This is a genomic window from Streptomyces yamdrokensis (assembly GCF_053890455.1).
The window spans coordinates 7,685,169-7,703,556 of the sequence record NZ_CM132679.1 but is presented as its reverse complement, the minus strand read 5'-3'; the positions used below and the strand labels follow the sequence as shown (position 1 = coordinate 7,703,556).

The following is an 18,388-nucleotide window of genomic DNA, read 5'->3' as shown; positions in this document are numbered from 1 at the left end:
TCCCGCCTTCATCCCTTAGCGGGACTCGGCAGCAGAAGGACAGCACCGAAGCGCACGGTGGAAGGGATCGGGTGTGACGTGGACACTGCCGGAACCCATGCTGAGCACTCCCGTGCCTGAGCTACGGCCGGGCTGGGCGGCGGAGCCCAAGTTGTCGACAGGGTTTTGTGTTGTCCGTTGTCCCTCGCGAGCTCGGCCTCTCTGCCCCGGCCAAGGCGCCTGCATGGGGCAGTGTTGGACTGCCAGGGGGCGTTGTCCGTCGAGGCTGGCACCGTGGTGCTGCGCTCACGCCGGGGCACCGACATGGGGCCGGCCTTCCCCGAGATCGTGGCCGCAGCCGGGCGGCTGCGGACGCGACCGCGATCGACTGCGTCATGTGACCTGTGGGGGCGTCTCAGCCCCAAGGTGTCTCAGGCGGCGCAGCTCCCATAGACGAGACGAGACGTGACGGGCGTCGCGGCCACGTGCCGCAGCGGCCGCTCAGAGGTGGCCGTCCAGGAACTTCCGTACCTCGGTGATGGTCACAAGGCCCCGTGCCGTGCGCCACCGCCTCTCCCTCCTTCAGCAGGACGCAGGACGGGGCTCCGGTGATCCCGTATCGCTCGGTTGCGGCCGGACAACGCGTGATGTCGGCGCGGACGGCCGTCAGGCGGCCCGCACAGTCGTCGGCGATGCCACCCACGACGAGGTCCATCACCCGGCAGGGCTCGATTGCCTTGGGCCATGTCCCGGTGAAGTATGCGAGGACCAAAACTCCGCTCATCCCGAGGATGAAATCGAACTCCGCGTCCTCACGGGGTCGGTGAACCCGCTTCGTCATGGAAGCTCCTGACCTCACGTTCCGTCATTGCATCCCCCTCATCCCTCGCGCGGTGTGCCAGGCCGGCCCGGCCGGTCGTCCGGTTGATCTGTCGGAAGGACGGCACGGGGCCGTCGCAGAACCACGGTGGTCCCCGGCGCGAGCGGCCCGGCCCCCGCCCCTGGGGACCCGGCCCGGCCGCCCCGCCGGTCACCCAGCTGCAGCCCGCCGCGCGCCCGTGGGTCAGCTCGTGCCAGGACAGCGCCCTCCACGACGACATGAAAGCCGTTTTCCGGGGCGTAGCGGCCCAGTTCACCGACCAGATGCTCGATGAGCGCGTCGACGAGCGGGCCGTGCGCATCGTCCACCGGATCCAGTCGAGCCGTATCCGCCACCGCGCTTCTCAGAGGCAGCGCCCCCGACGGGCTTCCCGAGGCCTTGTCTGGTCTTTCACATCAACCCCCGGTCTCAGCCGGCCAACACCGCTCTTCCCCGGGCCGCACGAGCCAGCTGATGGCGCCGAGAACGAGGCACGATTCCTGGACCGCTCGCGGGCGCGGTCGTGGACGGTCGAAGTACGCGTCAGCTGACCCGAAGACCGACCGCCAGCGTCAGTTCAAGGACCCGGTGTGGCGATGCGAGATCCGGAAACAGCTCCCGCAGCTGCGACATCCGGTACCGGACTGTCTGGGGATGGACGAACAACGCCGCCGCCACCTCCTCCCGCCTGCCCTGGTGCAGCAGCCACGCCCGCAACGTCTCCTCCAGCCGCCGTGCGGTCGCGACAGGCAAGGTCCGCAACGGTGCGAGGGCTCGGGCACGCAGGTCTGCGAACGCGTCCACGTCGGCGCTCAGCACCAGCTCGGGCAGGCGGTCCTCGGTGTCGCGAACATCAAAGGAGAGGGAGCGCGCGCGTACGGCTCGTGCGTACGAGGCGGACACACGAGTCCATGGCCGGGCCGGGCCGACCACGGCGGTGCGGTCGGTCAGCTGCCGCAAGAGATGTGATCGGTCGGCATCGGGGACGAGCAGCACACCGGTGGCGTCCGGCAGATCGTCGAGGACGAGGGTGTTCGGGTCGAGCGCGCGGTAGGCAGGCCGGGCCTGGGCGGCGGGCAGCAGGACCGCGGTCAGCGAAACCGGAGGCTGCCACCCGGCCCGTTGGACAGAGGCCAGCAGTACGTCCGGGCTCGCGCCGGCGAGGAGGTCGCGGGCCAGGTGCTCCAGGTGGCGCTCGTGGGCCCTGCCCCGGGCGGCCAGTTCGTCGGCGTGGCCCGCGGCGCTCGCGGCGGAGAGCTCGTCGATGTAGGCGAAGGTCAGCTCGGCGAACTTGGCGACCTCGGCGGCGGGCAGACCTGCGGGTACGGCACCCGCTGCCAGGCATCGCCAGGCCACGCGGGCGCCGACGCGGTAGGCGCTGAGTAGGGCGTCCATCGAACGGCCGTCGCGCACCTCGCCGCGGCCCAGCTCGTAGGCTGCGTCACCGGCGTCGCCGCCTGTGGCGTTCCCGCTCGCGAGGTCCAGGTAGTGCCCCAGGGCGGTACGGACGGCTCGGCGGATGGTGCCGCCCATGCGGCCCGAAAGGGCGTTGGCGTAGGGAGGGACCTCGTCGATGATCGCCTGGACGACCTCGTCGGCGGTGGTCTTCAGCGCGGCCCGAAGTGCGGTGACCGTCGTCTCATTGAGGGCCAGTTCGCTGGCCCTCCGGATTGCATGGCTCACGTTTTGTTCCCTGCGGACAATTCAGCCGACCAGATTTACGTCCTGCGGTCAGGACTTTACGCCTTGAGGCGCAGCAAGCTGGAGTCATGACGAGTGCGGCCCTGCGCAGCAGGGCGTGGAAACTGCTGGAGATGGTCACGACGCCGCTGCTGCCGTCGGACTACCTCGACCTGGTCAGCCCGCTGCGTGCGGGCGCTGACCTGCGTGGGCGCATCGAGGCCGTGCACCCCGAGACGGGTGACGCCGCGACCATCGTGATCAGGCCGGGACGGGGCTGGCGCGGTCACACAGCCGGTCAGTACGTGCGGATCGGGGTCGACGTCGACGGGGTGCGCCTGTGGCGTGCCTACTCCATCACCTCGCCGACAGACCGCCAGGACGGCCGCGTCACGATCACCGTGAAGGCGATCTTGGACGGCAAGGTCAGCAACCACCTGGTCCGCAGGGCGAAACCGGGCACGCTGATCCAGCTCGACCAGGCGACCGGTGACTTCGTGCTGCCGCAGGCCAAGCCCGCCAAGGTGCTCTACCTGACGGCCGGCAGCGGCATCACGCCCGTGATGGGCATGCTGCGCGACATCGAGTTCGACGACGTCGTCATGGTCCACTGCGCGCCACAGCCGCAAGACGTGATCTTCCGCAACGAACTGCACGACCTGGTCGCGGACAAGAAGCTGCGGCTCACCGAGGTGCACACCGCCACGGACGGCATGCTCGACATCGGCCGTCTCGATGAACTCGTGCCCGACTGGGCCGAGCGCGAGACCTGGGCCTGCGGGCCCGCGGGCCTGCTCGACGCCGCCGAAGAGCACTGGACCGAGCACGGCGTACAAGAGCGCCTGCACACCGAACGCTTCCGCCCCGGCATCGTCCTCGCCGGCGACGGCGGCGAGGTCACGTTCAGCGCCACCGGCAAGACCGTCGACGCGGACGGCGCCACGCCGTTGCTGGACATCGGTGAGGAGGCCGGCGTGCTCATGCCCTCCGGGTGCCGCATGGGCATCTGCTTCGGCTGCGTCACGCCGCTCAAGGCCGGCGCCGTCCGCGACCTGCGCACCGGCGAGATCACCGAGGCCGAGCCGGGCGTTCTCATCCAGACCTGCGTGTCCGCCGCGGCGGGCCCCTGCGACATCGAACGGTAGGAGCACCTTGACCGCCATCGACCCCACCGCCCACCTGACCGCGGAGCAGATCGAGGAGCTCGGCCGCGAGTTGGACGCGATCCGCGACGAGGTGATCGCCAGCCGCGGCGAGAAAGACGCCGCCTACATCCGTAGGGTCATCTCGGCGCAGCGCAAGCTCGAGCTGGTCAGCAGGGGTGTGCTGCTGTTCTCGTTCTTCCCGCCCGCATGGCTGCTCGGCACCGCCGGTCTGTCCGTGGCGAAGATCATGGACAACATGGAGATCGGCCACAACGTCCTGCACGGCCAGTGGGACTGGATGCGGGACCCGAAGATTCACTCCACCACCTGGGAGTGGGATCACGTCTCGCCGTCCGAGCAGTGGAAGCACTCGCACAACGAGCTGCACCACACGTACACCAACGTGATCGGCAAGGACAACGACCTCGGCTACGGCATCATGCGCGTCGACGAGGACCAGAAGTGGCACCCGTTCCACCTCGGCCAGCCGCTGTGGAACTTCATCAACGCCTGCTTCTTCGAGTACGGCATCGCAGCGTACGACCTGGAGCTCGGCAAGAACCTGCACAAGCGCCGCCGCAAGAACCCGGAGTTCCGCGCGCGGGCCAAGGCCGTGGGCCGCAAGATCCGCAAGCAGGTGCTCAAGGACTACGTGATCCACCCGCTGCTGTCGGGCCCGTCGTTCCTCACCACGCTCGCCGCCACGTTCACCGCGAACCTGGTCCGCAACATCTGGTCCCACTCGGTGATCATGTGCGGGCACTTCCCCGAGGGCGTGCAGGTCTTCGAGCGCCGGTCGATCAAGGGCGAGACGCGCGGCCAGTGGTACCTGCGCCAGATGATGGGCTCGGCGAACATCAGCGGCAGCAGGGCCATGCACTTCATGACCGGCAACCTGTCGCACCAGATCGAGCACCACCTGTTCCCGGACCTGCCGAGCAACCGGTACGCCGAGGTCGCGGTGAAGGTGCGCGCGCTGTTCGAAAAGTACGAGCTGGAGTACGTCACCGGGCCGCTGCCCAAACAGGTGTTCTCCGCGTGGCGCAAGGTCTTCCGGCTCTCGCTGCCGAACAGGAAGCCCGAGGTCAAGACGCCGGACCGCAAGCAGGGGTTCGCCGCGGCCTGATTCCCGGTATTGGTTCAGACCTTCCGGCCGAACCCGGCGGCACCGCCGGGTTCGGTGAGATCCATTGCGGACGGTGGGCGGCCGCGACGTCGGACCGTACGACACGGGATCCGGGCAGCCCGGTGTCCGGCTGCGCTGCCTGGACGTGCGCCAGGAGCTCAGCACACAGCCCCCGGCGAGGTGTTGCAGTGCGCTGGCCTTCCGTGGTCGGGCCGGTAGTCGGGTGCGTACGCGCACTCGGTTTGCCGACGGGCGGGCTGGGTGGAAGGCACGGGCTGTGACGTGGACACTGCCGGAACCGATGCTCGCCGCCCCTGTGTCCGACCCTGCGCTGCTGCCGGGGCGGGCGGGTGAGCCGAAGTGGGAGGGATTGCGAGCCCTGGTCTGCGTCGATGCAGGTCGGGTGGTGCTGCGCTCCAGGCGCGGCACCGAGATGCTTTTGGCGTTTCCGGAGATTGGGGCCGGGGCCGTGCAGTTGCCGGACGCGACCGCGCTGGACGGCGAGTCGGTCGTACGGGACGCCGCGGGCCGCCTCGCGTTCGAGCGGTTGCAGAACCGGCTTGCCCGGCGCGGTGCCGGGGCGGCGCGGGCGGCAAAGGAGTGACCGGCCCACTTCGTCGCGTTCGATCTGCTGCGGCTGTCCGGGACGGACACAACCTCCTGGCCGTACCTGAGGCGGCGGGCCGCGCTGGAGTCCGTGTTCGCCGCCCGCCGGCTGTCGGCGCCGTGGGCTCTGTGCCCGTCGACCACCGAAGCTGACGTCGTACGCGAATGGCCGACGTGGACGTCAGTCGGGATGGAGGGCGTGGTCTTCGAAAGGCTGGACGACGCCTACAGGCCGTCGGTGAGGGGCTGGCAGAAATACAAGGTCCGCGAGACGAGCGAGGCGATCGTCGGCGCGGTCACCGGCTCCCTGGCAGCTCCCCGCACACTGCTGCCCGGCAGGTACGACACCGATGGCCGCCTTCAGTATGCCGGCCGCACCACAACCCCCGACCGGACCGCAGGCACTGCGGTCGCCGGCCTGCTCGTTCCGGGGCGGCGCGGACATCGATGGACAGACTGGTCTTTCTCCGCCGGGTGGGGCGCCAAGGAGACGCTGAACGTCACGCTGGTGGAACCTGAGCCGGTGATGGAAGTCGGCGTCGACGTCGCCCGCGACGCCTCCGGCCGGTGGCGCCACCCCGCACGCTGGCACCGCGCCCGCCCCGACCTCTCCCCCACCGGCATCCCCGCCTTCTGACGACGGCGTTGCGCGTCCGGCCGGGCCGACGCGCAACGCCCCACAGAAGCGCAGCAAGGGCCTCCCGCTGCTTGGCCGGGCTCGCCACCAAACGCCCAGGCTCATCACCCGGGAGTGGTCCGCCCCGTCCGTGATGGTTGTGAGGCGTCGGCGAGGTCGGCGCCGGTGGCGGCGTCCCGCTGGGAGTGGTCGATGCCGTGCCAGTCCAGGCACATGACGGTCGCGTCGTCCTGCAGGTGGCCCTGGTTGGCGTCGACGATGGCCGCGATGAGGGTGCGGGCGGCCTCGCGGGGGTGCAGATCGCGGGTGCTCACCATCAGGTCGGACAGGTCGAGGCTGCCTGCGTTGCGCTCCAGCATGCCGTCGGTCAGCATCACCAGCCGGTCGCCCGGCCGCAGGTCCAGCGACTGGACCCGGTAGGTGTGAGGGGCGTCGAAGCCGAACGGCATATCGATCTCCGGAGTGATCTCCCGCACCTGGCCGTCGCGCATCCGCAGCGGCCAGGGGTGCCCGGCGTTGACGAACTCGGTCGTGCCGTCGAGCAGGCTGATGCGCAGGAGCTGGCCGGTGACGTAGCCCTTGTTACCGTGCTCGCGCATGGCCTGGTCGGCCTGGCGGGCCTGTTCGGCGAGGTCGCCCCCGGCCCGCCGGGCCCGGCGCAGGGCGCCCACCGCAAGAGTGGCCAGCAGCGCGGCGTCGACGTCGTGGCCCATGGCGTCGGTGACGGAGAGCTGGACGGTGTCCCGGTCGATCACGTAGTCGAAGGTGTCGCCCCCGACGTGGTCGGCGGGCTCCAGCGCGCCGGCGACCGCGAACTGGGCGGCCTCGCACGCCAGCGACGCCGGGAGCAGCCGGTGCTGGATCTCCGCGGCCAGGCTCAGCGGGCTGGTGCGGCGGCCCCACTGGTACACGTCGGTGAAGGACCGGTTCGCGATGACGATGTACGCCAGGGCGTGCGCGGTCTCGCCGATCTCCCGCATCACCTCGGCGTCCGGCACCGCGGGAAGGAACAGCTCGAGGAGCCCGATGGCGTCCCCCCGGTTGGTCACCGGGGCCACGATCCGCACCAGCGCACCCGCACCCCCGCCCGCCACCCTCGGCCGCTGGGAGCGGATCACGTCGTCGTACAGGGTGCCCCGCAGTGGGATGCGCCGGGCGGGCTCATCGGTGTCGACACTGCCCGCGGCCCCCAGCCGTACGACCGAGCTGCCGGTGAAGTCGGCGATCAAAAACGACACCGACGCGGCCCCCAGGCGCTCCCTGAGCATGCGCGCGACCACGTCGAGCGACTCCACGGGCGCCGCGGTCTCCGCCGCCGCCAGCGTCCCCGCCAACGTCATCGCCCCGGCCCGGCCACCCCCGTTCCCGGGAAGACGAGAGACCCGCCCGCCGTCCGGCTCTCTTGCGGTCACAGCGACTCCTTCATTGCTCGACAACGCTCAGCGCTCCGCCCCGAAAGACGCGGAAGACCTGTGCCGACCCGGTACCCGGACAGGTCACATTGCACCACCGGAGCCGACTTCTACCCGCTAACGCCGTCATGTGGCTGCAAGGAGGACGGCTGTGAAGTGCACGGTGAAAGGCGGCGATGGCCAGGGTGTGGAAGACCTCGTGGAAGCCGAACCAGGCCGGTGAGGGGTCGGGGCGCTTGAGTCCGTAGACGACGGCGCCCGCGGTGTAGAGCAGACCGCCGGCGATGACGAATACGACGACCGCGGCGCCGCCGGCGTGCGAAGTCGGGCAGATTGAAGACGGCCACCCAGCCCAACGCGATGTAACACGGGGTGCACAACCACCGGGGAGCCCCGATCCACAGGACGCGGAAGGCGATCCTGGCCAGCGCGCCCACCCACACCACCATCAGCAGCACCCGCTGCCGGCCTTCGGGCAGCAGCAGCACCGCCAACGGGGTATACGTGCCGGCAATGATCAGAAATACGTTCGCGTGGTCCAGCCGCCGCAGAACCGCCTCCCCGCGCGGACCCCACGTACCGCGGTGATAGACCCCGCTGGTACCGAACAGCAGACAGACCGACACCGCGTACACCGCGTACACCGCGTACACCGCGCAGGCCGCCACCGCCGCCGAACGCGAAACGGCAATCAGGACGATCCCGCCGACGAGCGCCTGGGGGGAACACCCCGGCGTGCAGCCAGCCGCGCAACCTCGGCTTCAGCGCAGCCGCCGCCCGCTCCACCCCGCCTTCCAGGCCGGTAGCGGCAGTCAGCCGGCCTGTTGCGACGGGAGACGCATCCATCGCCGGGATACGCAGGGTGTCGGGCGGGTTGCCCGGGCCGGGCTGGGGCTCCCGTCCGTGGGACGGCGGCTCAGTGTCCTCGGCGATCATTCGCTCATATTCTTGAAATGGCGGAAGCGTGCGGCCGGACGCGGCATCGCGGACCGCGTATCAGGTGGCGACTGTGTGCAGGGCTGCGCTACGGCGGTGTTCAGCGTTGATGCGCTGGGCTTCCTCGAGCTGGTCCTCGAGGGCGATGATGCGGCACGCGGCCTCGATCTGGGTTCCCTGGTCGAGGAGTTCGCGGGCGCGGGCGGCGATGCGCAGCTGGTAGCGGGAGTAGCGGCGGTGTCCGCCCGCAGAGCGGAGCGGGGTGATGAGACGGGCTTCGCCGATGGCGCGCAGGAAACCCTGCGTGGTGCCGAGTATTTCAGCGGCCCGGCCCATGGTGCAGGCGGGGTGGTCATCGTCGTCGAGACGGCCGAAGGAATCGTCTGCCGTCAGCTGACCCCTCTGTAAAACACGTGGAGGGGAACGTGTGGAGGGCCCTGGCGCCGTGCGGCGCCAGGGCCCGAAGGAACTGCTTCACCATCTGCCGGCCCTGTTACCGCGCCGGCCTTCTGTGACCGCACGCCCGACCGGAATACTGCCGGGAATGCTGGGATCGCGGTTGCTCGACCGGAGACCACCTCACTATCGATGTCCTGCGGTACCCGGACTCAACAAGCCGCCCGGGCGATCCTGATGGCGCCCAATTCCTCCGTTCATTCCCTCAATGCTGGTACTGCTCTACTGCGTACTGCTGATAACGCGACCTGCTCCGTGGCCTGTCACAGCGCCACTCTTCGGCAGCCAGCCCCGTCGCCCGTCCTGCGTCTGCTCTGGCTTGGAACCCCACTGCCGAACCTCCCGGTGCGCGCGCCCGCAGCCGACGCCTTCACCGAGGTACCGCTCACTGACTGCACTGCCGGGTACTGCGAACTTCACTTGCGGGTACTGCTCACGGCGGCCCCTGATCACTGCGGGCCACCCGGTCCGGTCGTCAGTCCCGTCACCGTCCTGCAATCCTGGCTCCGGAACTCCACCACCGCACCGTCCTGCGCACTGCTGCCAGGCAGTTCGTGTCTGCCAGGCCCTGCTGTCTCTCTGGGCTACAAGAGAAACCATAGCCACACCACCACCCAATGTCTACTCCAGCCAACACAGGTTTTCTGCGTGTCCGACGGGGAGGCAATCGGCCTCGAGCAGCGATAAGGGCGCCAGATGGAGTCCGCCCAGACCGAGGAAGGCTGAGGGGACCGACCGGAGACCGGTCGGCACACACGTGACGCGTCGCGGTCTCGTTGAACAGCGCGCCCCCGGCCGGCTCCCAAGGGATGTCATGGCTGCCCGCCCTTTGGGACCCGTGGGCTGTCTGGGGCAGGCCGTCATGGCAAGGCGACGGACCAGGAGGGAGCACGCTGCCTGCTACTAGTATCCTGAGTCGGGAATTCCGTTCAGATGTGTAGGCTTGCTCTATGGCGCGGACGGGGCGACCGAAGGCCGAGTTGACACTGTCGGACGAAGAACGGGCCGCACTCGAGGAGTGGGTGCGGCGACGTTCCGCACCACAGGCATGGGCATTGCGGTGTCGAATCATCCTGGCCTGCGCCGAAGGCGCCTCGAACAAGGACGTGGCTGCTCAACTCGGTTCCACACCACATGCGGTGGGCCGCTGGCGGGCCCGGTTCGTGCAGTACCGGATCGCCGGTCTGGGTGACATGCCGCGTCCGGGCGGCCCCAGGACCGTGACGGACGAGCAGGTCGCCGCGGTGGTCACCAAGACGCTGGAATCCACTCCGAAGAACGCAACGCACTGGTCGACGCGCTCGATGGCGAAGGAGATGGGCCTCTCGCAGTCGTCGGTGTCACGGATTTGGCGGGCGTTCGGCCTGCAGCCGCACCGGTCGGAGCCCTTCAAGCTGTCGACCGATCCGTACTTCGTCGACAAGGTCCACGATGTCGTCGGCCTTTACTTGGACCCGCCCGAGCGGGCCTTGGTGTTCTGCGTCGACGAGAAGTCTCAGATCCAGGCCCTGGACCGATCCCAGCCCGTGCTGCCGATGATGCCCGGAGTTCCCGAGCGGGCGACCCACGACTACGTCCGCGCCGGCACCACCACCCTGTTCGCCGCCCTCGAGGTCGCCACCGGCAAAGTGATCGGCTCCCCGCACCGCAGACATCGGGCTGAGGAGTTCAAGAAGTTCCTCATCAAGCTCGACAAAGAGGTACCCGCCGACCTGGACATCCACCTCATCTGCGACAACTACGCCACCCACAAGACCCCCGCGATCAAGAAGTGGCTGCTGGTCCACCCCAGGTTCCATCTGCACTTCACACCGACCGGCTCGTCCTGGCTCAACCTCGTCGAGCGATGGTTCGCCGAACTGACCAACAAGCAGATACGGCGCGGCGTTCACAGGTCCGTCCAAGCCCTGGAGAAAGACATCCGCAACTGGAACGCCGCCCGGAACGCCGACCCGAAGCCCTACGTCTGGACGAAGACCGCAGACGAGATCCTCGAACGCCTCGCCAGTTATCTGAACAGAATTCCCGACTCAGGATACTAGGGGTGGCGACTGGTGGCGTGTCCACCGGGGCCGTCGGACAGGGCGATGCGGGCCGTGATGTGCTTGCCGACCGGCTCCTGCTCGGTGAACAGGGCTTCGGTGACGGCCTTGACGATCTCCAGGCCGTGCCGGCCGATCCGGTCGGGATCGGCGGCCCGGGCAGCGGGCGCGGTGGGGTCGCTGTCCCACACGACAACGTCCACGGCGCGGGCATTGAGGCACAGTTCCAGCAGGACAGGGCCGGGAGCGTACTTGCGGGCGTTGGTGACCAGCTCGCTGACCACCAGTTGGGTGAGGTCCCTCGCGCGAGCGGGCACGGGCAGGTGACGGTCGGTCCGGGCCTTCTCGAGGAAGGCGACGGCGTGGTGGCGGGCTTCGGCGATGCAGCCGTCGTACCCGCTCAGGGCGTAGTCTGCGCGCACCAGGTATCCGTCCGCGGCCCCACAGCCGTCACCATCGGCATGGGATCCCACTGGCCTCGCCCTCATTCCCCGTACACGAGTGCGCGAGTACCCACCCTGCCTGCACACGTGGCAGAGGCACGTTGTTCGGCAGGCACCCGAATGCATTCCGCCTGGGCGGTGGGGCAGAATCATCCGCGCACGCCCTGCCCGGGCCAGCCCAGACGCAGTCGAGGAGACAGTGAGCAACGTCCAGAAGGAAGACCGGCCGGGCCGGTTCTCCGTCAAGCCCGAAGTGGTCGACGGCGTCCTCGTTGTGACCGTGCACGGCGAGATCGACCACAACGTCAAGGACGCCCTCAGCCAGGCGCTGACCTCAAGGGACGGCATGACGCCGCCCCTGCGGATCGTGGCGGATCTCAGCAGTGTGACCTTCATGGACTCCAGCGGCATCAACGTCTTCATCACCGCCCAACGCAAAGTGGGCCAGGCACAAGGGTGGCTGCGCATCGCCGGCGCCCAGGAGTCCGTCCTACGTGTGCTGCAGATGGTCGGCGTCGACACCGTCATTCCATGCCACCCCACCGTGGAGCAGGCGCTGAACGCCTGACCGCCCCCTCCTCGGGCCGGTCCATGGCCTCTGCATGAGGCCTGCGCCGCTGCGCCGCCGGGTCCAGTGCCTGGCCCAGCGGCTCCGGTGCGCGGGGGGCGGAAGTACAAGGTCTGCGAGACGAACGAGGCGGTCGTGGGCGCGGTTGGCTCCCTGGCCGCTCCCACCGGTCCATTCGGCGACGATGGTCTCCTGCAGTACACCGACCGCACCACCACCCTCGCCCCGACCGCCGGCTCACCGGTCGCCGGGCCACTCTCCCCGGCGCGGCGCGGTCAACCATGGACGGGCTGGTCATTCCCCGCCGGGCAGGGCAGCCGGGAAACGCTGAACGTCACTTCTGGTGGAACCCGAACTGGTGGTGGAAGCCGGCGTCGCGTCGCCCGCAATACCTCCGGCCGATGGAGCCACCCCACACACTGGTGCCACACCAGCTCCGGCCTCTCCCCCACCGGCACTCCCCGCCTGACATCGCCGCCGCACTCAGTGACTTGCGCAACCGTGATCCGAGGGTTTGCGTATGGTCGGGTTTCGAGGGTAGTTGAACGCCCTTAATCGGGTGGCTCAGGACAAGGCGGCGGTATGGGGCCAGTGGTGCACGAAGACGAGGACCAGTCACTGGCCAGCCGCCCCCCACTGTCCGCGGTCGCCCTGGAGGGCGGGGAGCGGATCGGTGAGGCCCGGGATGCGGCCCGCCGTTTTATGACCGAGGTGCAGGCAGTCCACGGGATCCCCGTGTCAGAACGCGCGATGGGCCTGGTGGAGCTGGTCGTCAGCGAGCTGGTGACCAACGCGCACAAGTACGCGCCCGGCCCGTGCTTGCTGGATCTGGAAGTCAACGACGGCGCCGTGGAAATCAGCGCCTGGGACAGCAATCCGGCTCTGCCGGTGCCCCAAGAAGCCGATCCGAACCGGATCGGCAAGCACGGCCTGGAGATCGTGATGGCCGTGTGCCGCAGCTTCGAGATCCACCGCGAGCCGGTGGGCAAGCGCGTCAAAGCCACAATCGTGCTGGCCGACGATCCCGACGGGCACCCCGCAGGCCGACTGATGTGACCGGCCCGGTTACCGGGCTGCTTGTCAACCTCCGGGGCTGGAGGGCCTCCCCAAGGCCGGGTAATTAACGTTTTCGCAAGTCACACAAGAGGTGTCGGAGTCCATGCCGTGACGGCGCAGAGGCCGGGGCCGGGTTTATGGATGAGTCCGGTCTCGGCCCATCTGGAGAACTGCCAATACATGGTCTCCATGGTGATGTCACCGAAGTGAGAAGCGATGTCGCGGGGGCGCCAGAGACGGGTGAGGTCTTCCTCGAACAGGCCAAGGATCCGGTGACGGCGGCGGCCGGCAAGGGCGGTGTTCCGGTCGTCGCGAAAGACCGCGGAGAGTTGAGGGCGCGGTTCGCGAGGTTCGAGGACGCTGATGTCGAGACTGGTAATGGTGCGGCTGGTGTCGGACCTGCCGTCGCCATGGCGGGCGCCGTAACGGGACATCGATGACTTGACCTTGCGGGTGCTGAGCCGTTGCCACCGAAAAGGAAACAGACCAGCGAGGACCTGACGGCCGATCGTCCCGAGAAGAGCATCCCGACCAGTGTCCGCGGTAACGACACCAGCGGCCTGGATCAGCCGGCGGTCAGCTTGGCCCAGACGAGCCGGTAGCCGACCTCGGGGAACAGGCACATCGCGAGCAGGAAGCAGACCCCGACCCGCGACGGAAGATCACGCAGCCTCCGCTGCACCGTCCGCGTCTCCGCAAGGACCGCGTCCACGAGCTCGAACGGCACGACGGCGGTCAGCTCCCCCAGATGGCCGGGCGCGAACCGGCCCGCTGCCACGGTGACCGTTCGGGTGATGACCGTCAGCGCAGACGGCAGGACACAATGACGGGGCAACGGAGCTCCTTCGGGACAAGCTGTCTTGGTCGACTGCCTGTACCGACGAGCTCCGTTGCTCTGCGTCCAGAATCCTGTAACTCACTTGCGTGACCTGCGAAAACGTTAACTACCCGGCCTTTGGTCAAGGCCCGTCTAGACTTCCGAGACCGACTGACGGAAAGCTGGCGCTATGCGGAGACTGCTCTACGGCATGAACCTGTCCCTGGACGGCTATGTCGCCGCGCCCGGCGACGACCTCAGCTGGAGCGGGCCGAGCGACGAGCTGTTCCAGTGGTGGCTCGACCAGGAGCGGGCGATCAGCCTGTTGCTGTATGGGCGCAAACTGTGGGAGACCATGAGCGCCTACTGGCCGACCGGCGACCAGCAGCCGGGCTCCACCCCAGCGCAGATCGAGTTCGCGCGGAACTGGCGGGACACGCCGAAGGTGGTGTTCTCCTCGACGGTCGACAAGGTCGACTGGAACACTCGCCTGGTCACCGGCGACGCGGTCGCGGAGATCACTCGGCTCAAGGCCGAGAACGGTGGGCCGATGAGGATCGGCGGCGCAGCGCTCGCCGGGGCGGCGATGCGGGCCGGGCTGATCGACGAGTACGCGATCGTCACCCATCCGGTCCTGGTGGGTAGCGGCACACCGTTCTTCACCGCGCTGGACAGCTGGACGAACCTGAACCTGGTGGAGACACGGACGTTTCCCGGCGGCGTGGTCCTGACCAGGTACGAGACGAGGCGCTGAACGCGCTGGTCGAGCGGTGGGACATCGACGACGACCAGCGACGGATCGGGTCACGCCCACAGACCGTCGGCGAGCAGTTCGCGGTCGAACAGCCGCTGCGGGTATCGGAGCGGGTGCGGACGCTGCTGCGGGTCACGCTGTACGCGGTCGCCCGCGACTGCGCAGTGCGGGAGCTGGCCTGAGTCATAGCCGGAGGGGTGTTCCCTCGCACGCCTGCTCGGCCTCGGACAGGACCTGATGATCACCCGCACGCCGGCCCCGCGGACGGGACAGCAGCGCGTCCGGCCACCCGCCTGCCACCTCGCCCACCACTTGTCCACGGCCCTGACCGACACCCTGAACAGGGCGGCAGCCTCCGACCGGCCCCGGCCCTCCACCAACGCGGACACCGCCGGCAAACGCACAGCCTCCTGCGCGTCCGGTGACCAGGTCCGCGCATCCCCCACCAGATCACTCACACACCGTCAACGAGCGCGAACACAAAGCGTTTCGGATCAATAGGCGACGTGGAAGATGAGAACGGCCAGCGCGCACAGGGCCCGGAGCCCGTCGAGCGCGGGGATCCTTCCGTTCGCGGATGGCGCCGCATCCTCCTGGCGTGCTGTAAATCCCGGATGCGGCAGGGCATTACCGTCAGGGCGTTTCGAGTGCCCCCAGGTACCAGGAATGAAAGTCTGCCGCTATGTGGTGCTCGTGCGGGACGAGAACACCGCCGGGTTCATAGACGCTGGACTTCATGTTGAGCTGGCACATCTCGCAGACTTCGAAGTCCTGCTGGTTCACCCGGTGAAATAGTTCGACGGAATGGTCGAGTTGCGCACTCTCCGGAACGTCTTTTGCGAACAGCCAGTCGCACTCGACGACCGTGCGTTCCGCGGAGACGGGGAAGAGCCGGTGAAAAATGACGTGGTCGGGAACGAAGTTGATGAAGACCTGAGGGTTGATGGTGACCCCCCAATATGTGCGGTCCTGGTCCTCGGTGATGCCGGGGAGTTTGTCGAACCCACCGGTGCCGTCGACGCTGAACGCCTCCGCGTCGTCCCGGAAACTGAGGCCGCGTCCCACGTAATGCTGAGCCGCGTAACCCTGGGCGCATTCGGGAAGGACGCTCGTCAGCTCGGGGTGGATGGAAGCACAGTGATAGCACTCCATGAAGTTCTCGACGATGATCTTCCAATTGGCCTTGACGGTGTAGCTGATGCGGCGGCCGACCTTCAGCTCCGCCATCTGCCAGCTGTCGATGGCCTGTTCGTCGTCGAACCGCTGGGTGATCGCGTGGACGACGGTCTCCTCGAAGGACGGCGGCTCCTCGGCGAGGCAGACCCACACATAGCCGAGGTATTCCCGCACGTGGAGCCGCTTGAGGCCCCAGTCACTGCGGTCCACATCGGGCATCTTGGCGAGATGCGGCGCCGCGACGAGCCTGCCGTCGAGGCCGTAGGTCCACGAGTGGTACGCACAGCGGAGGTTGCGCCTGACCTCTCCGTACTCCTCCTTGCAGAGCAGGAACCCGCGGTGCCGGCAGACATTCAGGAAGGCCTGGACCGCACCGTCGTGTCCACGGACCACGACCACGTTCTCCCGGCCCACTTGCGCCGTGCGGAACTTGCCAGGAGTGGGCACGTCCGACACGTGCGTGACGGCGAACCAACTCCGGTGGAATATACGGTCCCGCTCCTGCTCGAAGATCTCCGGATCACTGTAGTAGCGACCGGACGGGGTCGCCATCAGGCTGGGCACGATGGTGGTCACTTCTCTTCCCTTCCCATCCTCGCCGTCGGCGGTAGCAAACCACCGGTCAGATCTCCTTTATCGGTGGACCTTCACCTACTGCCATCTACAGAAGTACCCGGAGTGCCCTCAAGACCACAAGGCTTTTCAGACCACGGCCCCAGGTCCGCAACTTGCGATAAAAGCAGCGAGGCGCGCATCCGGTGCGCCGTAACTCACCGTTTACACAGGTAAATTCCGGCCGGCAACGCAGGTACCCTGTGAAATATTCCCAGAACAGGCGAGCAATCCACGAGATGCCGATCCGAACGGGTCTGACTAACGCTGGTTGAACTGCCATCCCAAGGAGGAATTGAGCATGGCGGAAGATCTGCTCACCCGAACCGTCTCAGAATCCGGCCAGAGTTATGCATGTGGCGTCGGCGACGTTCCGCTCCTGGACGAGACCATCGGAGAGAACTTCGACCGGATCGCCGCATCCTTCGGTGCCCGCGAAGCTCTGGTGGACTGCGTGACGGACCGCCGGTGGACGTACGCCGAACTGGCCGACGACGTCGACACCGTGGCCCGAGGGCTCCTCGCACTCGGGATCACCAAGGGCGACCGCGTCGGTCTGTGGGCGCCCAACTGCGCGGAGTGGACCCTGACGCAGTACGCGACGGCCAAGATCGGCGCCATTCTCGTCACCGTCAACCCCGCCTACCGCACCCATGAATTGGAGTACGTGCTCAACCAGGCGGGGGTGCGGCTCCTCGTGGCCGCGAGGAGCTTCAAGTCCTCCGACTACGAGAGCATGATCGCCGAGGTACGGCCCGCGTGCGCGAGCCTCGAGCACGTCTGTCTCATCGGGACCGACGACTGGGACACCCTGCTGGCCGGCGGGGCGCACATCACTCCCCGGGAGCTGACGGAGGCCGGGGCGTCCCTGGACGCCGGGGAGCCGATCAACATCCAGTACACCTCGGGCACGACGGGGTTCCCCAAGGGCGCGACGCTCTCGCACTTCAACATCCTCAACAATGGTTACTTCGTCGGCGAGTTGTGCAACTACACCGAGGCCGATCGCGTCTGCATCCCCGTGCCGTTCTTCCACTGCTTCGGCATGGTGATGGGCAACCTCGCGGCAACCAGCCACGGCGCGTGCATGGTGATCCCGGCCGCGGCGTTCGACCCCAGCGCGACCCTGGAGGCCGTCCACGCCGAGCGCTGCACCTCGCTGTACGGCGTTCCGACCATGTTCATCTCGGAGTTGGCCCACCCGGCCTTCGACTCCTTCGACCTGTCCTCCCTGCGCACCGGGATCATGGCGGGCGCGCCGTGCCCCGTCGAGGTGATGATGCGGGTGATCGACGAGATGGGCATGGCGGAGGTGACCATCTGCTACGGCATGACGGAGACCTCCCCGGTGTCCACCCAGACCCGTGCGGGCGACTCCCTGGAGCGCCGGGTGTCCACGGTGGGGCGCGTCGGCCCGCATCTGGAGGTCAAGGTCGTCGACCGGGAGACGGGCGCCCTGCTGCCCTGCGGCGAGCAGGGCGAGGTCTGCACCCGGGGCTACTCGGTGATGCAGGGCTATTGGGAGCAGCCGGACAAGACCGCCGAGGCCATCGACGCGGACGGCTGGATGCACACCGGTGACCTCGGAGTCATGGACGCCGACGGCTATCTGAGCATCACCGGACGGCTGAAGGACATGGTCATCCGCGGTGGCGAGAACCTCTACCCCCGGGAGATCGAGGAGTTCCTCTACACCCACCCCGACGTCCTGGACGCACAGGTCATCGGCGTACCGGACCAGCACTACGGCGAGGAGTTGATGGCCTGGATACGGATGCGGGAGGGCACCGAGCCGCTCACCGCCGCGTCACTGCGGACGTTCTGCGCCGGCAAGCTGGCGCACCACAAGATCCCCCGCTACGTACGTGTCATCGACGAGTACCCGATGACCGCAAGCGGCAAGGTGCGCAAGGTGGAGCTGCGCGAGCTCGCCGCCGACCTGCTGCGCGTCGACTAGCTGGTGAGCGCCTGAGCGGCCGGGCGGTGGCCGCACACCGCTGAGGCCGGGCATCGCCCCCTGAGCGGGCGGTAGTTCAGTCTCCGACCCCGTGCGTGCCGTTCCCCCGCGGCGCGCACCGCCCGAA

At 68.2% G+C, this 18,388-nt stretch carries 14 protein-coding genes and 4 pseudogenes; 8 read left to right on the top strand and 10 right to left on the bottom strand.

The annotated features are described in order from the left end of the window. Positions 1-480: 480 nt before the first annotated feature. Both ACWZEH_RS34015 and ACWZEH_RS34010 read right to left on the bottom strand, forming a co-directional pair. Positions 481-820 (bottom strand): annotated as a pseudogene (locus ACWZEH_RS34015) (thioredoxin family protein). Positions 821-1,381: 561 nt separating this feature from the next. Further along, the gene (locus tag ACWZEH_RS34010; RefSeq protein WP_456194890.1) at positions 1,382-2,521 is read right to left on the bottom strand and encodes a PucR family transcriptional regulator; all 1,140 of its coding nucleotides are present in this window, start codon (positions 2,519-2,521) and stop codon (positions 1,382-1,384) included. Between the two features lie 86 nt (positions 2,522-2,607). Between ACWZEH_RS34010 and ACWZEH_RS34005 the strand changes: the two genes are divergently transcribed. From ACWZEH_RS34005 to ACWZEH_RS33995, 3 genes and pseudogenes are all read left to right on the top strand, one after another. Beyond that, positions 2,608-3,663, top strand: a complete 1,056-nt coding sequence (locus tag ACWZEH_RS34005; protein ID WP_456194889.1) for a ferredoxin reductase — start codon at positions 2,608-2,610, stop codon at positions 3,661-3,663. A 7-nt stretch (positions 3,664-3,670) separates the two neighbouring features. After that, positions 3,671-4,789: a fatty acid desaturase family protein gene (locus tag ACWZEH_RS34000; RefSeq protein ID WP_456194888.1), complete on the top strand. Its 1,119-nt coding sequence runs from the start codon at positions 3,671-3,673 to the stop codon at positions 4,787-4,789. 301 nt (positions 4,790-5,090) lie between these two features. Next, positions 5,091-6,032 (top strand): annotated as a pseudogene (locus ACWZEH_RS33995) (ATP-dependent DNA ligase). A 104-nt stretch (positions 6,033-6,136) separates the two neighbouring features. Here ACWZEH_RS33995 and ACWZEH_RS33990 read toward each other — a convergent pair. The 3 genes and pseudogenes from ACWZEH_RS33990 to ACWZEH_RS33980 form a co-directional block, all read right to left on the bottom strand. Then, a complete protein-coding gene (locus tag ACWZEH_RS33990) occupies positions 6,137-7,372 on the bottom strand; it encodes a PP2C family protein-serine/threonine phosphatase (RefSeq protein ID WP_456199973.1) in 1,236 nt (411 codons plus the stop codon). A gap of 198 nt (positions 7,373-7,570) precedes the next feature. After that, a pseudogene (trhA, locus tag ACWZEH_RS33985) lies at positions 7,571-8,380 on the bottom strand (PAQR family membrane homeostasis protein TrhA). Positions 8,381-8,440: 60 nt separating this feature from the next. Continuing rightward, the gene (locus ACWZEH_RS33980) at positions 8,441-8,773 is read right to left on the bottom strand and encodes a helix-turn-helix domain-containing protein (RefSeq protein ID WP_456199971.1); all 333 of its coding nucleotides are present in this window, start codon (positions 8,771-8,773) and stop codon (positions 8,441-8,443) included. Positions 8,774-9,786: 1,013 nt separating this feature from the next. Here ACWZEH_RS33980 and ACWZEH_RS33975 point away from each other — a divergent pair. Continuing rightward, the gene (locus ACWZEH_RS33975) at positions 9,787-10,878 is read left to right on the top strand and encodes an IS630 family transposase (protein ID WP_456194887.1); all 1,092 of its coding nucleotides are present in this window, start codon (positions 9,787-9,789) and stop codon (positions 10,876-10,878) included. On the opposite strand, the gene ACWZEH_RS33970 is transcribed toward ACWZEH_RS33975, so the two are convergent. After that, a complete protein-coding gene (locus tag ACWZEH_RS33970) occupies positions 10,875-11,351 on the bottom strand; it encodes an ATP-binding protein (RefSeq protein ID WP_456194886.1) in 477 nt (158 codons plus the stop codon). The genes ACWZEH_RS33975 and ACWZEH_RS33970 overlap by 4 nt on opposite strands. A gap of 169 nt (positions 11,352-11,520) precedes the next feature. On the opposite strand from ACWZEH_RS33970, the gene ACWZEH_RS33965 reads away from it, so the two are divergent. Both ACWZEH_RS33965 and ACWZEH_RS33960 read left to right on the top strand, forming a co-directional pair. After that, the gene (locus tag ACWZEH_RS33965) at positions 11,521-11,889 is read left to right on the top strand and encodes an STAS domain-containing protein (RefSeq protein ID WP_456194885.1); all 369 of its coding nucleotides are present in this window, start codon (positions 11,521-11,523) and stop codon (positions 11,887-11,889) included. 594 nt (positions 11,890-12,483) lie between these two features. Continuing rightward, positions 12,484-12,945 carry an ATP-binding protein gene (locus ACWZEH_RS33960; protein WP_456194884.1) on the top strand — a complete coding sequence of 154 codons (462 nt, stop codon included), beginning with the start codon at positions 12,484-12,486 and terminating at the stop codon, positions 12,943-12,945. 80 nt (positions 12,946-13,025) lie between these two features. On the opposite strand, the gene ACWZEH_RS33955 is transcribed toward ACWZEH_RS33960, so the two are convergent. Together ACWZEH_RS33955 and ACWZEH_RS33950 are read right to left on the bottom strand one after the other, a co-directional pair. Continuing rightward, positions 13,026-13,379: a hypothetical protein gene (locus tag ACWZEH_RS33955; protein ID WP_456194883.1), complete on the bottom strand. Its 354-nt coding sequence runs from the start codon at positions 13,377-13,379 to the stop codon at positions 13,026-13,028. Positions 13,380-13,513: 134 nt separating this feature from the next. Continuing rightward, positions 13,514-13,762, bottom strand: a pseudogene (locus tag ACWZEH_RS33950) (transposase domain-containing protein); the annotation flags it as partial. Between the two features lie 190 nt (positions 13,763-13,952). Here ACWZEH_RS33950 and ACWZEH_RS33945 point away from each other — a divergent pair. Then, positions 13,953-14,516 carry a dihydrofolate reductase family protein gene (locus ACWZEH_RS33945; RefSeq protein WP_456194882.1) on the top strand — a complete coding sequence of 188 codons (564 nt, stop codon included), beginning with the start codon at positions 13,953-13,955 and terminating at the stop codon, positions 14,514-14,516. A gap of 50 nt (positions 14,517-14,566) precedes the next feature. Here the strand turns inward: ACWZEH_RS33945 and ACWZEH_RS33940 are convergent, their stop codons facing one another. Beyond that, a complete protein-coding gene (locus ACWZEH_RS33940) occupies positions 14,567-14,893 on the bottom strand; it encodes a helix-turn-helix domain-containing protein (RefSeq protein ID WP_456199969.1) in 327 nt (108 codons plus the stop codon). A gap of 256 nt (positions 14,894-15,149) precedes the next feature. Beyond that, the gene (locus ACWZEH_RS33935) at positions 15,150-16,244 is read right to left on the bottom strand and encodes an aromatic ring-hydroxylating oxygenase subunit alpha (RefSeq protein WP_456199967.1); all 1,095 of its coding nucleotides are present in this window, start codon (positions 16,242-16,244) and stop codon (positions 15,150-15,152) included. A gap of 361 nt (positions 16,245-16,605) precedes the next feature. Between ACWZEH_RS33935 and ACWZEH_RS33930 the strand changes: the two genes are divergently transcribed. Then, positions 16,606-18,261, top strand: a complete 1,656-nt coding sequence (locus ACWZEH_RS33930) for an AMP-binding protein (protein ID WP_456194881.1) — start codon at positions 16,606-16,608, stop codon at positions 18,259-18,261. Positions 18,262-18,388 lie beyond the last annotated feature (127 nt).

What these genes read in the sequence shown, in the direction of transcription:
- ACWZEH_RS33975 (WP_456194887.1), top strand. Translation starts at nt 9,787, where the DNA reads ATGGCGCGGACGGGGCGACCGAAGGCCGAGTTGACACTGTCGGACGAA.
- ACWZEH_RS33955 (WP_456194883.1), bottom strand. Translation starts at nt 13,379, where the DNA reads ATGTCCCGTTACGGCGCCCGCCATGGCGACGGCAGGTCCGACACCAGC.
- ACWZEH_RS33930 (WP_456194881.1), top strand. Translation starts at nt 16,606, where the DNA reads ATGGCGGAAGATCTGCTCACCCGAACCGTCTCAGAATCCGGCCAGAGT.
- ACWZEH_RS33935 (WP_456199967.1), bottom strand. Translation starts at nt 16,244, where the DNA reads ATGGCGACCCCGTCCGGTCGCTACTACAGTGATCCGGAGATCTTCGAG.
- ACWZEH_RS34005 (WP_456194889.1), top strand. Translation starts at nt 2,608, where the DNA reads ATGACGAGTGCGGCCCTGCGCAGCAGGGCGTGGAAACTGCTGGAGATG.
- ACWZEH_RS33945 (WP_456194882.1), top strand. Translation starts at nt 13,953, where the DNA reads ATGCGGAGACTGCTCTACGGCATGAACCTGTCCCTGGACGGCTATGTC.
- ACWZEH_RS33990 (WP_456199973.1), bottom strand. Translation starts at nt 7,372, where the DNA reads ATGACGTTGGCGGGGACGCTGGCGGCGGCGGAGACCGCGGCGCCCGTG.